This is a genomic window from Vulcanococcus limneticus LL, assembly GCF_002252705.1.
GTDB lineage: Bacteria > Cyanobacteriota > Cyanobacteriia > PCC-6307 > Cyanobiaceae > Vulcanococcus > Vulcanococcus limneticus.
Genome location: NZ_NQLA01000062.1, coordinates 1 through 14,580, shown reverse-complemented (window position 1 = coordinate 14,580; position 14,580 = coordinate 1). Strand labels below are relative to the sequence as shown.

Genomic DNA, 14,580 nt, shown 5'->3' with positions numbered 1-14,580 from the left:
GCTGTGTGCCTGGTGCGTTTCATGGTCGAGTCCCCGGCCCAGTCTGGCCGGATGAGGACTCTCATTCACCCTGGACCGGTTTCCGGGGTCCACGTCAGGGCCATGAGATGGCGCCCTGCCACGGTCGTTGCATGTTGCCTTTACGAAGCGTCCTCAACCTTGAGAGCCTGGACTCCGTCAATCAATGGGATCAGCTTTGCGTATGAAGCTGATCTCACAACCCTTCGTCAGTCTGGCCTCTTGGAGATTGGTCGCCGCATTGAAGGCTGAACTTTCAAACCATTGGAAGATATCCAAGCCTCGGTCAATAGAGATCTTCCAGCCCGTGTCGGTTCGAATGCTGCGGGCATGGAAGTTTGGACTAGTCGAGAGCTCAAAACTGAAGGGTGTCGCCGTCTCTGCGAATGAGGCCTGAACCTGCGAGAGGTTCTCGACTTGCTTTTCGAGTTTCTCCTTGCTCTCAGTCTCTGGGCCTGTGATCAGGTGCACGTTGACCTCGTCACCCGCAGGCGTGAGTTCGTTTACCATGCGAAGGAACTCTACCAAGTTCCGAATCTGGTGAAAGGCTCGGATGTAAGGATCCATGAGTGTGACCTGAGACGCGCCAACCAGGTAGTCGCCAAAGAGACGCCGGTAGCTCCAGCCCTTGGTGTTCTCTGGAAGGACGACATGCCGCTCCTGCAATAGGGGCTTGAGATGAGGCGCGGTGTGGGCTGGAACGACAGCGGCCTCTATCTCGATGTTGGGGCTGGCTTGAACGACACCTGTCTTACTGGGCTGTGGCTCCACGACCTCTTTGGCGGCATGGGAAGACGCGGGCCTCATGCCAGCGAACTGTGGGTACTGGCGCTCCTCAGGTGTCAGCACCGTGACGGCATGACCACCCGCCAAGGGGCGATACACGAAGTCGTTGGCCTTGAAGGTGTCGTCGATGCGCAGGATCTGCTCCCGCACACGCCGACGGCACTCCATAGCGAACTCCAAGAGCTCGGCGATCTCCTCAGGAGCGGCCTTACCATCGGGGTGGATGATCTTCATTAGACCGGAGAAGGTCTTCTCAAAGCCCGTCTGATCGCGGGTGGAGACCTCCGAGGTGATCTCGAAGTGGGGCTTGTAGAGGCCCGTGTAGTCCTCCGTGCGCAGGTGTTTGAGCACCTCTGCGATGTAGTCCACCACGAAGCCGTAGCCAGTGCAGAACAGCTCGTGGCGCACGGGCTGCACCTCCCAGCCGGGGTTGAAGGCGTGGATGCGATCCAGGAAGGCCGAGTCGATGTATTTGTCGGGTAGTGGCTCGTAGAAGTGGGAGTGCTTGAGCATGTAGGCCACCGACTTCTGGGTGTTGCCCATGAACACCATCGAGGCCTCGGCTGAGAGCTGCTCGATGCCGCGAGAGAAGGTGCGGTTGGCCATGTAGTTCTTCATGATGTCGACCAGCGTTTTGTCGACCTTCTTGTCCTTGCCGGCGAACTCGTCGAAACAGATGCAATCCCAGTAGCCCACCAGGCCAATCTTGCCGCTGGCATTACTCACGAACAGCTTCGGTGCGGTGACCTCCGAGCCGGAGATCAACATGCCGTGGGGCGAGAACTCAGCAAAGATGTGGGATTTACCAGTCCCCTTCGGACCCAGCTCCAGCAGGTCGTAGTTGCGTTCGCAGTAAGGGATCAGCCGGATCAAGGTGAGCAGCTTGGCGCGGCGGCTGAAGTGCTCGGGGTTGAAGCCCACGCTCTGCATGAGCACATCCATCCACTCATCGGTGGTGAACTGAGCTCGCGCTTTCAGGAACTCGTCGTGGTCGACGCCAGCCACCTGGATTGGCTTGACGCTGGAAATCTGCCAAGGGCTGGCCTTGGGGTCGGTGGGAAGCTCATACTCCACATCGGTGATCGCCCAGATGCCACCCACCAACAACTTGGGGTAGCGCTTGACGAAGTCCACATCGATCGGGACTTTCTTGAGGCCGAGGTTGGTGAACTCCACCTCATAGAAGCCTCCCTTCTCGTTGAGCTCCACGGTGAGCTTGTCGATCACCTTGTGGATGCCGCGCTCCTTGATCGTGGATTTGACCAGCTCGGCCTGGTTGCGGTGCACGTAGTGCTTGGCGAGGATTCGCCGTACCGATTCCAGCCCTTCGCTGATCAGGGTTGGGTCGTCGGTGGCGCAGTGCTGGCCGAGCAGGTACTCCAGTACATAGGTGGGCACCACCGCGTTCTGTTTGAGCTCGGTGGTGAGGTCCTTGCGCACCACCAGGCCTGGGAAGTGCTCCAGGATCTTCTGATCCAGGGGGCTGTGGGCAGCAGGGGTTGCGCTGGTGGCCATGGCGGGGATCAGAAGTCGTCGAAGTCGCTGCCGAAGGGCCGCTGCAGCTTGAGCTCCACAGTCTTGTAGGGAACCGGGGTGGCGACACCCTCCAGCAGCTGCTCCAGGCGCAGTTCCACTGGCTGGTTGTTGTAGTCGCCAGCGGCGTTGGAGAGGTCGAGAATCACCTGCTGCTCACGTTCGCGGGCTTCGCTGGCGGCAGAATCGAGCAGCAGGGTGCGGGGTTCGCAGAGGAGGGCCCCATCGGCCTTGGCCACCAGCGTGATGCGCAGCTGGAGTGGCAGGCGCTTGCGGGGCTCCACCGGCTCCAGCTGGAACACCCCGAAGGGTAAGCGGCTGGTGGTGATCTTGGCGGGCACCCGCAGCAGCTCCGCCGCCACGGGGCGGCTCTCGTCCTTGCGCTCCTTCTTGAGCCGGATCACCGGCACCACCACCTCCTGCAGGGAGGTGCCGCCATGCACGAAACGCGAACCCGATCCCGAGCGGGGGTAGCGATCCAGCCCCAGGGAAAAGACAGCCTCCCATTTGCCGGACAGTCCGAGGTCGGCGGCGGTGAAGACCTTCTGGCCAGCGCTGGGCTGGATGCCGGTGCCAAGCGCGAACCGGCGGTTCTTGAAGCTCAGTTCCTTGGCCTTGGGGAATTCCGAGCGATCGTTGGCATCCACCGGCTCCTGCTGGAACAGGAAGCCGTGATCGGCGGTGATCACGGCCTGACTGCCCTTGAGGCTGGTGATCTTGCGCAGGATCGAGTCCAGCTCATCAAAGGCCTGCTCCACCGCCTGGCAGGTATCGGCTTCGCTATCGCGCTTGTCGCCGATCCGGTCAATGCGGTTGTGATACACAACGATCAGGTCGTGATCCTTAATCAGTTCGGCTCCCTCCTTGGTGGTGGGCAGGTTGAGGAAGTCTTCCGCCTGGATCGCCTTGGCGCGGCCGTTGGCGTAGGCCTTGAGGATCTTGTCGCGGTTGTCGGTGCCGGTAGCGCTCTGGCCGTCCACGAGGGCGGTGCCATCGGCGGGGTTGATCCCGAGCTGGGCACCGGGCAGCAGGGCCGCCATGCCCAGCTGGGTGTAGGAGGGCAGCACCCCCAGCAGGGCCTCCACCTCGGCGTTCCACCCCTTACCGGCCTGGCTGTTGAGGCGATCGGCGAAGTCGCGCGCGGCCTCGTAGCGCAGGGCATCGGAGATCACCACAAACAACCGCTTGAGGCCACGGGAGCTGAGCGGCGCATGCACATAGCGCATGTGGAACTCCTTCTGCCGCGGCAGGGTGTTGGAGCTCCAGGCGCTGAGCTGGCTCACCTGATCGCTCCAGCGATTGGTGAGCGGCAGCAGCACGTTATTCACGTACTGGTTTTCCAACCACTCCCGCAGCGGCTTGAACAGGCCTGGCTGCTGGTAGGTGCGGGCATGGAAGATGCAGCGCCGGTAGGCCTGATCGAGGCGCCACCAGGAGTTGCAGTAGCGCTGGAGGCCCTCCTCGAAGCTGGGCACCTGCAGGTCGGCCTTGCCCAGGAGCTGGCGGAAGGTGATGGCCTGCTCCAGGGCCCGGTAGCCGTGTTGGTGCCTCCCAAACCAGCAGGAGTTGCTGCGGTTGCGGATCGTCTCCAGCAGTTCGGCGTCAGGGGCCTCAGCCTGGAAGCGCTGCAGCAGGCGGCTGAGCACAAAGCGCTCAATCAGTTCATAGCTGTCGTCGTCATCGGGGTTGTAGCTCTCGGGGGCGTCATTGAGCTGATCCTCAATCCGCAGCACGCCAGCGAGATGGTCGCTCCACTGCTCGAAGGCGGCCCTGCCCTTGAGGCTGTCCTTCCAGATGCTCAGAAACACCCGCCCATGCGGCTGGAGGTCACCGGCAGGCCCGATCGAACTCACGCTGTTGAACAGGGCAACCGCGAAGTCACGCAGGTTGGGCTCGGGGCTGCGGTAACCGAACTTGTCGCCGACCGCCTGCCAGAAGTGGCTGCTCAGCTGGGCACTGCCGTAGGTGGCCTCCACCGAGTCGTCGCCGTCCTTGTCGGCGGGATCCAGCTGGCTGAAGGCATGCTGCAGCAGTTGGTCGATGTTGGGCTGTTGCTTGGACAGCACGGCGAGCATCTTGAGCCGCACGGCAGCTTCATCGTCGTTGGGCCGCAGCAGCTCCTTGAGCTTGGTGGTGCGGACGGGAGAGCGGAAGAAGGCCTTGTGCTGCTGGGCCAGCTCCTTGAACTCCAGCGTCAAGCCGGCCTCCTGGATGTCGAGCGAGGCGCGGTCGGCGGTGAAGTCATGGCCGGCCAGAAGCAGATCCAGCAGCCAGTTCTCGGGCTCCGATGGTTTGGCGGAGGGAAGGTAGAGGAGAAAGCGATGAGCAAGTGGTGCCCGGCTGATCGCCACCTTTACGGAGAACTCGTTGCCCTCCACCCGCAGCTTCTGGGCAGCGGCAGGTTGGTAGGCATCGAACTCCGAGGCCCACTCCCCGTTGGGGTCGTACCAGAGCACCACCCGCCTGCGAGCCAGGGCGGTGTCGAGGCTCTCGTGGATGCGGCTGGAGGCGGCGGGAGATGCAGGCATCAGATCAGTTCGCGCTGAAGCTGGCTGGCGGAGGTTTGCAGACCGGTGAACACCGGTTCGGCGACGGTCTGTGGAAAGTCAGCAGGCAACTGGGCCTGCACCGCAGCAATCACAGTTGGAGTCTGGGCGATCAGCTCGTGAAGGAGGGGTTGGGCGTCGCCCAGGCCAAGCCGTTTTGCGGTGAGCAGCATGCGACGGCCTGTGATCTCTAAAGGCTTGTAATAACGCCCTGTTTCACCATTCCAGGCCATCGCCATCCTGAGCTTTTGCTGGGGCCACTGGCCGCTGCGGTTGCCGATCACCGGCCAGGCCGAGAGTACGTCGTAGAGCGGGGTGAGCTGAAAGCGGCCGCCGGGATTGAGAAAGAGGCTGAAGTTCTTGGCGTGGCCATCAATGGCGCGCAGCATCCAGAACAACACCTGCGCCTTGAAGAAACTGGCCAGGTCGCTGCGCTCTGAGGACTGAGCCAGCAGCGCGGCAATGGCCACCATGCCGGGGCCGCCATTGTTCTCGTATTTGTTGCTGGCCGGTGTGGATGTTGCCTGGCAACAGTCTTCCGTGGGCAGGCGCAGCCAATAGGCGCCACTGGCATGCAGTCGCCGATCAAAGCGCTGCACAATCAGGCAGCGCTCGCCGTCAAAACTTGCCATCTCCGTGGAGGCCACTGGTAGCCCGTAGGCCTTGAGCACCTTGCTGCAAAGCCACTCATTGTCCACAGAGGTGCTGAAATCAATCTGGCCCTCACCAATCACACCCATCGGCAACTTGAAGAGGTGGGTGGTGGGCGTGCTCGCCAACGGCAGACACCATTGGCTGTCGTGCAGCAGGAAGGCTGTTTTCTCCTGGGCACCGGCCACAGAGAACCGCAGCTCATCGGACTCAGGTCCCAGGGATCCTGGAGCCGGCGCAGCCGTGACGGCGCGCAGGCGCTGGCCGATCTCCTGGTTACTCAGAGGCCGGGCCTCGATTCGATCGATGCCGCTTGGCTCCTGGTCTGGCGGAAGCAGCTGCACGGCTCCGGCACAGTCGCGGCCGACCGCAGCCAGCAGATCGAAGGCACTGGTGCTGGCAGCCTGAAACCGGGCCTGGGCTCTACGGCGGATGGCGTCGCTGTCAGGGAGGAGGTTGTCGAACCAGCTCTCCACGGCGCTTCCTGTAAGTGCCGTGGCCCCGAGGCCAGCCGGCAGCGACAGCGACAACGGCCGGAACTGACTGGAGTGCAGCCAGGATTCGGCGTAGGTGAACTGCTGAGGCCCCCGCGCCGGCAACGACCAGGTGCCGACGCGTTCGCCATTCATCCACACCGCCAGTGATCGTGCGCTCGTTGGCCTGGCCATCACCACTCGGCCGTCTCGATGGCGCCCTGACGGGGCCGCACCACCAGTTCGAGGTTGAGCGCGGCCAGGATCAACAGCAGGCGCTCCACGGTGAGGCGCCCCGGCTGCAACTCGAGCTGGGAGAGCCGAGCCTGGCTGGTGCCACCGGCCTTGAGGGCCAACTCCTGCTGGCTCAGACCCTGCTGCCGCCGGATGCCTCTGAGGAGCACCCCCAACTGGGCAGGGGCGCGGATCACCTGCTCGCCTGGGGCCATGCTCCACTCGGAATCTCAATAAACACACGTTAACAGGATTCCTGGTGAATGGCATTTATTGTTTTTCCTGCTAGTGGAATGGCATGTATTGCCAGATTGGCCAATAGCTGCCCAGTCTTGACTGGCTGCAGCCCTTTGCCAATACCTCGCGCCATGGCGCTGCCGAACCTCTGGGGCCTCTACAACCTGCGCTCCTCCCCCTTCTTCCAGGCCACCCTGAGGGCGGATTCGCCGGTTACGCCGCTTCGCCTGTTTGTGGGGCGCCAACGGGAGCGGCAGCTGCTGCTCACCGCGATCGGCAGCAGTGCCGCCTCCCGCCAGGCGGTGGCGGGGCGTCCAGGAATCGGCAAAACCAGCCTGGTGCAAACCGTGAAGACCGATGCCCAGGCGGAGGGCTACTGGAGTTCCGACGCGATCATCCCGATCAGCGCCAAAGGCGCGGGCGCCGAGGGCGCCAGTGAACAGCTGCTCGGGCAGTTGCTTTCCGGGGTGTACGACGCCGTGCTGGCGAACTGCCCGACGGCGGCGGGGCCCGAAGTGGAGGCCGCGCAACAGCTGGTGCGCAGCATCCGCCTGCGTGGGGGCGGTCTCACGCTGTCGGCCTTCGGCCTTGGGGTTGGCGGAAGCCAGAGCGAAAGCGTTGCAACCCCGCCCGGGGCGCTGCTGCTGGATGGTCCGCGGGTGTTGCGCGACCTGATCCGCTACGCGATCGGCCAGGGAGCCCGGGGCATCGTGCTGCACCTCAACAACCTTGAAAACCTCAGTGAGGCGGACGCATCGCAGGCGGCTGACCGGCTGCGGGGCATCCGCGATCAGGCCCTGCTGCACGACGGCCTGCATCTGATCGTGGTGGGCACCACTGATGCCGTGTGGACGGTGGTTCAGAGCCACACGCAGATCCGCTCGGTGTTCAGCCACCCGCTGGTGCTGGAGCCTCTGGCGCTTGGGGATGTGGAGCAGTTGCTGGCCAATCGCTATGAGGCGTTGCAACTGGATCCAGCCAGACCCTGGCGCTCCCCTGTGGAAGCTGCCGTGGTGAAGAGGCTTTACGAGCTGTTCCGCGGCGATCTGCGAGGGATGCTGAAGGCTTTGGAGGATGGAATCACAGCCCTGCTGGGGCTCACCAGCGCAGGGGTCGACGTGGCGCCGGTGGGGTTGGACGATCTGCTGCTCACGCTGCGGCAACGCAACCAGGTGGAACTGCAGGAGCAGCTGGGGGATACGGCCTGGGAACGCCTGCCGGCCTGGGCGGGAGTGGATGCAGGCAGCATCCAGACCCAGGCTGAGCTGGTGGAGCTGTGGCAGGTGAGGCAGCTCACGGTGTCGCAGAGCCTGCAGCAATTGATTAAGTTCGGCGCCGTTGAGGTCTTGCCTCGCCGGGGACGAGAGGCCATTCAGTACTTGATGACCGGCACGGCGGGATTGGCGCTGTAGGCAGACGCCAGCCATCGAGTTCAGGCCTCCACCTGCTGATCGGTGGCGTACAGCTGTTTGAGATAGCCCTTGAGCTGAGCGCGTTGTGATGACAGGCCTTCCACGAGCTCTTTGTTGCTGGCCTCCTGGGCAAGGATGCGGTCGCGCTCGGCGTTGAGCCTCTCCAGGATGATCCCGATCACAGGCAGCGCGTACTCCTTCTGGTAGATCTCTAGGAGCTGGGCAACCATGGCATCAGCCAGGGCACGGATCTGTGCACGTGCTTCCTGAAGCTGTTGCTCATATTGTCGCTGCTTCTCGTTAGCCTTCGCTTCTTCGTTGACCTGTTCATAGATTTCATAGGCCGACATGGCGATGCCGACGAATGCAAGAGCCTGACCAAGCCCCTTGGCCATTTTCACGGCTTCCCATGGCTTGAAGTTCTTGCCGAACATCTTGCCAACGTTGTAAATCAGTTGGTGGCCTGCAGAACCCGCCATTTCCCTAGTGCCAGTCATCAGGCCACCTGGCAGCCCAAAGCGCTCTGCTCCCTTGCCGAGCAACCTCTTGGCCATATCCATGATGGCGTTGCCATTGCCACCTTGCGTTGAATCGTCGGTGGGGAAGGAAGCTGCTTGGCTGGCATCGACGTTCGCAAAGTAGTCGGCAACCAACGGTTCGTTGGCAAAATCATCGAGCCTCCTCTGAAGCTGCTCATACGATTCATGAATGAGGAGATTCAGGCCTTCATAGGTCTCTTTGTTGATCTCTTCAGCTCTGCTTTGAAAGCTGGCTTCTGCCAGCTTCGGGTCATCGCTGAGTTCGCCACTGAGGAGCTGCTCGCCGAGCAACTGCATCTCGTGAATGACCCCCGAAGCCAGTCGACGTAGCTCCGCGTCCGTGCGCCGCTGCTGGGTCTGAACAATTCGAAGCTGCTCGTTCAGAAGAAAGAGTTGTGGATTTTGTTCGAAGGTGGACTCTGGCAAGGTCGCCAGTCCCTCATCGATCGTGCTGAGCCCGAGCCGGATCGGTGGATCCAGACGCGCCAGCAGTCCGCGTTCCTTGATCCAGGCGTTGAGTTGCTCGACGAACGCCTCAAAGCGACTGAAGCGGATCAAGTCCTGATTGGAGCTGGCGAGACCGTCTCTGTAGTCCTGCGCGTCAATGAATGCGTGATTGAACTGGCTGAGCCTATGGGGAGACAGGGTGCGATCAATGGAGGAGGTGAGGTTCAAAAGATAGGAGGCGGTATCGTCCACATCCTCCATTGACAGCTTATTGATCAGCAGGAAAAGCTTGGGGGCATATCCTTTCTCAAAGGCCAGGCGTCGAAAATCACTGGCGGTGACATTGTCAAAGAGATTGGTCGTCAGGCAGTAGACGATCAGATCTGCCTCGCGCTGTGCCTGTTCCGCCTTGGCCGTGTGATCAGCCCTGTCCGCATACAATCCCGGCGTATCCCAGAGCTCGATATCCCGCCACCGGTAGGCCTTCACCTCATCGGTGGCGACATCCGCCGAGATGCGGATGGTCTGGTCACCGGTGAGCGCGGAGATGATGGTTGACTTGCCTGCGCTGTACTGACCACTGAAGGCAAGACTCAACAGGGGGCGTTCCCGCGAGACTCGCCGATGACCTTCCAGGGCGTCGGCCGCTGCCTGCAAGGCTGGCTCACCCCTCGAAAGCAGAAAGCTCTGGAGTTCATCCAGGTTGGATTCGATTCTGTTTTGCAGGTCGGCGAGCTGAAAGGTCGTCATCGAAGGGGCAAGCGAGGAAAGATCGGTCGAGAGCGATCAGCTGAGGCGCTGAGCCTGCTGTTGCAGGTCGGTCTGGGTCTTCTGCAGCTGGTCATGGAACGCCAGCAGGGCGAGTTGACTGCCTCCCAGGCTTTGCTGGAGGGCGGCCGTCACCTGATCCCGTAGCTGTTTCAGAATGGAATTGACTTGAGTTGAAATCTGGGAGCGCGGCTCAGAAAAACCTTCTAAGAGCTTTCGTTTCAGACTGGCTTTGGCTTTCTGTCGTCTCTCTTCGGCATCTGGAAGAAAGGATTCAAACAGAGATGGCAGTAAGTTGGCTATAACCAATGCCGCTGACACCACCCAGCCAGCGGGTCCAAGCCACAGCATGGCAATCGACAAGGCGCTGCTGAGCAACTGGAATCCCAGCTTAATATTGCGACGCAGATTTTCCTCGAACTCAATGTCGAAGCCAAAATCAACACCATGTTTGAAGCTGACCGTTCCAGCTTGAAACTGAAGGCGAGCGAGGATGTCCGCCTGCAGATCTTCGAGCCTGCTTGCCAACTCAGTCTTCAGACACTCCATTTCACCCTCCAGCTTCTTGTTTAGGTCAAAGCGCTCCAGTGCTTTGCGCCAGCGACGCTCGATCTCGGAACCGTTTCTCCGGAAGTTGTCGTTGCTGAAGGTGGTGGCTTCCGCCTCCAATTTCTTGAAGAGTTCATCAAGACGGCCCATGAGTGAACGCTCGAGGTCGCCGAAGATCTCCGCCACTTGCTTCAGTGCACTCTCTTCAGTGTTTCCAAAGACCTTGGCCTGTTCCTGGAGGGACTGGGCCAGTCCTTCGAGGTCTGTCGCGATCCGCACCAGTTCCCGGCGCGGGTTATCGCGCAGGGTTCGCCGGCGGAGCATGGGAGCCTGGTCGGTGATCAGTTGATCCAACTGCTCCAGAAAGACGTCCACCCGACTGAGATCACGCCAGGCTTCCTTCTCCTCGGGGTCTTGAACCGAGTAAGTCGCTTTGAAGGCGGAAATCGCGTGGATCGGGATGATGGGGACCGCCTCTGCAGGCTGGACTCCAAGGACACCGCTCAGATCCCGACGGATGGCGGCGATATTGCCGCTGATCGACTGCTCGCCCTCGCGCGCGAACTTGGCATCCAGGCGTTGCCGGCAGAGATCGAGGCCGCCCTGCGTTGCCGCCTTGACGTTGAGGAGAATGATGAAGGCCTTGCCGCGGTGATGCAACTGCTGAATCAGTTCGCGTGCACAGGGTGTGGTGGAGTCGCTGTCCATCACAAAACAGACGAGGTCTGTTTCCGGAAAGATGCTGCGAGCCACTTGTGAATCGCGCTCCTCAGCCTGCTGGGAGCTTTCTCCCTGGCCGCCGGCGGCGCCGATGCCAGGCGTATCGATCAGGCGGATGCCGCAGTAGGTATAGGCACGGTTGTAGCGGGTGAAACCCTGGCCGCCATCGCCCTTGGCAGCCTGGTCACGGCCCGTCAAGGTAGCGATCAAGGTGCTTTTGCCAGCCTTGGTGCGCCCCACTGCCGCCATGCAGAAGCGGTTAAGACTGCGCTGTTTGGCCAGCAGATCGTTGCGCAGGCCATCCAGATCGTCTTGAACCAGCCGATCGAGTCGTTCCCGCACGCTCGCCAGCAAGGTCGCCAGCTGCTCCTGGCTCTCTTTGGGCAGCTCACCAGCCACGAGGCCTGTGGTGATGTGTTGGAATCCCTGCTGCAGATCCGTCAGCGAGCTGGTGGCCTGTTGCAGCACCTCCTGGGTCAGGGGCATCAGCTCCAGGGTGAGCCGCTGCATCTCCTGCAGGCTGTGTGCGTAGGCCTTGTGGTTGAAGAAGGTCTCACGGCGCCAGCGGCGCAGACGCAGCTTCTGTCTCAGGAGCTCCGCCCACCCGTCAATGCGCGGCTGGCCGAACAGCCGATCCGCCCGCCTCAGGGCACGCACTCGCTTGCGAGGGAGCGGCAACGGGCTGTTCAATTGCTGACTCAGAGGCTCAATGCGTAACCGGGCCTCTGACAGGCGCTGGTCCAGTGGTGGCTGCTGAAGGCGGAGGGTCGTGGCGAAACGGGAAAGGATGGCCAGCTCACGAGGATCGTGATGGTCGTCAATAGCGGTGAGATCCGTCAGCAGGCAGAGCAGAGCCTCCCTGTCCACTGACGGCAGGCGATCGAGCGCCTGTTCATCCACAGCTGGATCGTCGTGGGCTGTCATCAGACGGGTCATGAACGAGGCCGGATCCAGCTGCCGCTGGCTGAGGTAGGCCCGGAACCAGGCATCGGCCTCAATCGCCTCCAGCTCGTGCACGTCCACCAGCTGGTCAGCGAAGACCAGCTCGGCGATGGCTTCCTGGACGGGGTCGGTCATGCCTCACTCCTCCTTCGCTGCCAGCCCAGGGATCGGCGCCAGCACGTCCTGGAGCTTGAGGTAGTTCACCTTCACGCCGTCATCGAGATCCAGCTCGATGCGCTGCTGAGCCAGGGGCAGCAGGGCGTCCTGTTCCCAGATCTGGCATTCCCTGAGCACCTTGGTGATCTTCTCGGCCTCCTTGCGGGCAGCGGTGCGGTCGCGGGCGGGCAGGACGTCGTTGAGCTGATCGAGGCCGAGCTGGGCCAGGCGGGCTTCTAGCTTCTGCAAGTAGGGCCGGAAGTAGTTGTTGAGCACCTGGTTCAGGGTGTCCTTGGTGTAGCGATGCAGGTAGATCAGACAGGCGAAGCCCTTCTTGGGGCTCTGCACCATCCAGTAGATCGGCCGCTTCTTGTAGGTCTGCAGGTGATCCTTGTAGAAATCGCTACAGAAGTACTTGCGGATGTCTTTACCCAGGGACTGCTCGATGAAGCGCAGGTTTTCAGCGACGCTGCTCTCGGGGAAGGTGACGGCCAGGAACTCGCGGGTGCGGGCGACGATGTCGTCTTCGAACCATTCGCCATCGAGAACGGGGATGATGCCGTCGGGGTCAGGATTGAACTGAACTTTGCTCAGGGGCATGCCGACTTTTGCTTCGTAGGCGGCGAGTTGGGAGGCCTGGCTCTCGCGGGAGTCTGCGAGGATCAGGCCGACTTGATCGAGGCTAAAGCGGCCCATCATGCAGCCGGTTGCGTAGGAGAGGAAGGCAGCAACGTCCTTTCGTTGGTCAGCGCGTACGAGTGTGACCTGATCCAGAGGCACCATAGCCTCTAACTCACCGCCTAAGCCGTACGCGTCAATAAGAATCCGGTTGTTATCTGTCTCCAGCGCCTGCATTCGATTGATCGCTGCGGTGCTCTGCGTATCCCAATTTCGCCAGCTGGTCTTCAAGTCGTGTGCCTTCACTCCCTGTCGCACCAACGGTTGGTCGCGGAAGTCCCATGAGACCTCGAAGTTGTCCCAGTCGGTGCGAGCGAGTTCTGTGGCCTCTTTTGCTATGGAAATAAGAGATTGATCAGTGCTGCCCCCAAATGACGGAGGGAAGGGCAGAGAAGAGATATTCCCAGGGAGAAAATTAAGTGTTGGATTTAACGCCTCCAGGAAGCGCATGCAGAGGCTTGAATTCAGAAATGCCAGCGTGCGAAGTCGCGCTGCATCTGTATTTATAAAGAGATTCGCCGATGCATCGTTAAACAGGAAGCCGCTTGGCTGAAGCCTGGCGGAAAAGGTGCCTGAGGAGATCTTTGTCCATGTAATTGCAGGTTGGAATATGCGATCCAAGTTGAAGTTATGTGCCAAGGTACGGGTCCCGGATCTATGGAGGCGCGATTGTAGCTCATGGCCGTCGCTATGCCAATTGACAACTGTTTCGTGATTTCCATGCCAACGTCGGAAATCGCCGCCCTTTGATTGGGGAAACCAGCGCAAATCCGACCGAGAGGCTTCTTCGCGAGAAAGGCCGAAGCCTATGCTCTTGGTTTCCACCTCATACCAAAAGCGGATGTAGTAGCTGTTATCACCTGTAATGAGACCAATGCGAGTTTCCCCGAGGTCCGAGATCCGCGAGAAACGAGTGAATGCATTAGCCAGAGAATCCGAAATCCAATATGCGATAGGGCTCCCCGGTATGTTCGTAAATGATTTGCTAGCAGTGCGGTAAAACCAACCGCAACTTGGATCGGCTATGGCTTCAAGAGTCCTCGGCCCTTGAAGATCAGCGCCACGGAATTCCGTTAGACGAATATATCCGCCGAGAAGTTGTGGCTGTCCTTTGTTCTGGAGAGTAAAGGTACAGATTGGCACTGTGGCGCCAGCGAATCCAGAGTATTCTAATTGCACTAGGGTTGTGATTGATGCCTTGAAAATGAGGTTTTCACGCAACCCTTCGTAGGAAGACAAGAACATCCAGACGAACGGCGACATGAAGCCCAGTCGTCCGCTAGATAATGACAGGGCTAGCGCGCGTACAATGAACGCGGCAAAGAGATCTGCTTTGTAGTCAGGATAATTATCCCGAAGAAACTGCTTGACGTCAGGGTTCATTCCCTTCCCTCCCATGTACGGCGGATTCGCTACCACCGCGTGGTACTGTTGCGCCAGAATCTCCGCCTGGCATACCAGCACTCCCAGCCTCTGGAGCTCTCCCGCTGTAATTATATCTTGGCTCGATGTCTCGGTTAGGTGTTTCAGATTTGGCAGTTTGTTGGCCAACACCGCCGGTACCTGGATCAGTGAACCGAAGGTCTTGGCTTGGGCAAACAACTCCACCAACATCCTCAGATCGGCGCGGCTGACGCCAGTCGTTGCCAGCTCAACGCTCTCTGCCAGCCGTTCCACGTTGAGCCCAGTGCTGTCCTGCAGGGCCATCACGTTCAGCTGAATGCCCCGCTCCAGCAGGCGCCGGTCGTCTTCTCGGCCCTTCATCAGCAGTGAAAAGCTCGCAAGCTGGGCAGCGGCTGGCGTCCCCTTCAGTGGTGTAATTCCCCCGGCACTCCCACCCCGGCGTAGCTGGGGTGGGCCGCGCACCTCAGGCGATCGGCTCCACAGCTGA

The 14,580-nt window shown here is 60.7% G+C and carries 8 protein-coding genes and 1 pseudogene; 1 reads left to right on the top strand and 8 read right to left on the bottom strand.

The window, feature by feature from the left end; translation table 11 throughout:
- Window positions 1-177 precede the first annotated feature (177 nt).
- The 5 genes and pseudogenes from brxL to CJZ98_RS15635 form a co-directional block, all read right to left on the bottom strand.
- On the bottom strand, window positions 178-2,319 hold the full coding sequence (gene brxL, locus CJZ98_RS15650; protein ID WP_094592053.1) for a BREX system Lon protease-like protein BrxL: 2,142 nt from the start codon (window positions 2,317-2,319) through the stop codon (window positions 178-180).
- An 8-nt stretch (window positions 2,320-2,327) separates the two neighbouring features.
- Window positions 2,328-4,865 (bottom strand): BREX-1 system phosphatase PglZ type A, encoded by a 2,538-nt coding sequence (gene pglZ, locus CJZ98_RS15645; protein WP_094592052.1) that lies wholly within the window; start codon window positions 4,863-4,865, stop codon window positions 2,328-2,330.
- Window positions 4,865-5,722, bottom strand: coding sequence for a HipA domain-containing protein (locus CJZ98_RS15640; RefSeq protein WP_232756535.1), 858 nt, complete (start codon window positions 5,720-5,722; stop codon window positions 4,865-4,867). The genes pglZ and CJZ98_RS15640 overlap by 1 nt, the downstream gene beginning before the upstream one ends.
- A 159-nt stretch (window positions 5,723-5,881) precedes the next feature.
- A pseudogene (locus CJZ98_RS19170) lies at window positions 5,882-6,163 on the bottom strand (HipA N-terminal domain-containing protein); the annotation flags it as partial.
- Window positions 6,164-6,201: 38 nt separating this feature from the next.
- Window positions 6,202-6,456 carry a helix-turn-helix domain-containing protein gene (locus tag CJZ98_RS15635; RefSeq protein ID WP_094592050.1) on the bottom strand — a complete coding sequence of 85 codons (255 nt, stop codon included), beginning with the start codon at window positions 6,454-6,456 and terminating at the stop codon, window positions 6,202-6,204.
- A gap of 153 nt (window positions 6,457-6,609) precedes the next feature.
- On the opposite strand from CJZ98_RS15635, the gene CJZ98_RS15630 reads away from it, so the two are divergent.
- Window positions 6,610-7,890, top strand: a complete 1,281-nt coding sequence (locus CJZ98_RS15630; RefSeq protein ID WP_157911036.1) for an AAA family ATPase — start codon at window positions 6,610-6,612, stop codon at window positions 7,888-7,890.
- Between the two features lie 20 nt (window positions 7,891-7,910).
- On the opposite strand, the gene CJZ98_RS15625 is transcribed toward CJZ98_RS15630, so the two are convergent.
- From CJZ98_RS15625 to pglX, 3 genes are read right to left on the bottom strand one after another with little or no spacing between them, the layout of a single operon-like run.
- On the bottom strand, window positions 7,911-9,626 hold the full coding sequence (locus CJZ98_RS15625; protein WP_094592048.1) for a LeoA/HP0731 family dynamin-like GTPase: 1,716 nt from the start codon (window positions 9,624-9,626) through the stop codon (window positions 7,911-7,913).
- Between the two features lie 36 nt (window positions 9,627-9,662).
- The gene (locus tag CJZ98_RS15620) at window positions 9,663-11,990 is read right to left on the bottom strand and encodes a GTPase (protein ID WP_094592047.1); all 2,328 of its coding nucleotides are present in this window, start codon (window positions 11,988-11,990) and stop codon (window positions 9,663-9,665) included.
- Window positions 11,991-11,993: 3 nt separating this feature from the next.
- Window positions 11,994-14,555 carry a BREX-1 system adenine-specific DNA-methyltransferase PglX gene (gene pglX, locus CJZ98_RS18060; RefSeq protein ID WP_255082731.1) on the bottom strand — a complete coding sequence of 854 codons (2,562 nt, stop codon included), beginning with the start codon at window positions 14,553-14,555 and terminating at the stop codon, window positions 11,994-11,996.
- Window positions 14,556-14,580 lie beyond the last annotated feature (25 nt).